The sequence below is a fragment of the Methylobacterium indicum genome, from assembly GCF_001043895.1.
Lineage (GTDB): Bacteria > Pseudomonadota > Alphaproteobacteria > Rhizobiales > Beijerinckiaceae > Methylobacterium > Methylobacterium indicum.
In genome coordinates this window covers 1-834 of record NZ_JTHF01000490.1, presented here as the reverse complement: position 1 = coordinate 834, position 834 = coordinate 1, and the positions used below count along the sequence as shown (strand labels likewise).

The window sequence follows — 834 nt, the reverse complement described above, 5'->3', positions numbered from 1 at the left end:
CGCCATCGATCAGGTCCGTCCGTAGGACGATGCGATCGTAGCGGGCGCTATCGATCAGGTAGTGGCCTGGCGCGCATCGCAGTGGCCGCAATCGCAGCTGGGGTTCCTGTGGATCGCGCTGGAACCGGATCATCCGATTGATGATATGCTCGCGTCTCCCCTCGGACAGGAGAGCAAGGCGCGCACGGAAGCGATCTGAAATCCGCAGCGCCACCATCAGGCGGCAGGCGCTCGCAGATAATCTTCCAGGACGGCCGAATCGGTGAAGACTGGTCCGGACCGTGCAGCGGGATCGTGGCTCGCTCGGAGCGCGCGAAGCGCCAGGACGAGTTCGAACCGGATCAGGCAGGACCGAGCGTAGGCGGCGAACAGCCGGTCTCGCTCAGCAGCAAGGCGCACCGCGTCATTGGGGGCAACCGCCTTCACTCGCTTGAGAAACCGCCGCGTACGCTTCTCGAGATTTCGGAACGTTGCTGCCTGCGCGTCGGTCTGCTCCGCCAGGAGATCGATGAGCCGGTCCAGCTGATGCAGCTCCCGTGTCGCGACCGGTTCTGTCTCCAGCCGAGCCCGCAAGGCATCGACCTGCGTCTCGGCATCCCGCGCCCAGTCGGCATTCCAGCGCTCCGCATCACGAACCAGCCTCTCGGACGCGCGCGCCGTCACGGCACCGCGCAGAGCGAGGGAAGGCGAGACGATGGCGGGCGGCTGGCGGCTGAGATGATGCGTCAGGTCGATGAGCGCGGCATCGATCATGGGCTGGCCCTTTCCAAGGCATCCTAGCACCGGCGGCGCTCACGGGCGAGGCTGGATGGCCGCTTCCGCCTCCCCCGGCCG

Annotated in this window: 2 protein-coding genes; both read right to left on the bottom strand. The window is 66.8% G+C overall.

Features of this window, described 5'->3' with window-relative positions:
- On the bottom strand, window positions 1-217 hold a 217-nt coding region (locus QR78_RS35795), incomplete at its 3' end, for a hypothetical protein (RefSeq protein WP_208993256.1).
- A complete protein-coding gene (locus QR78_RS31670; protein WP_048431618.1) occupies window positions 217-753 on the bottom strand; it encodes a hypothetical protein in 537 nt (178 codons plus the stop codon). The genes QR78_RS31670 and QR78_RS35795, both read right to left, overlap by 1 nt.
- Between the last annotated feature and the right edge of the window lie 81 nt (window positions 754-834).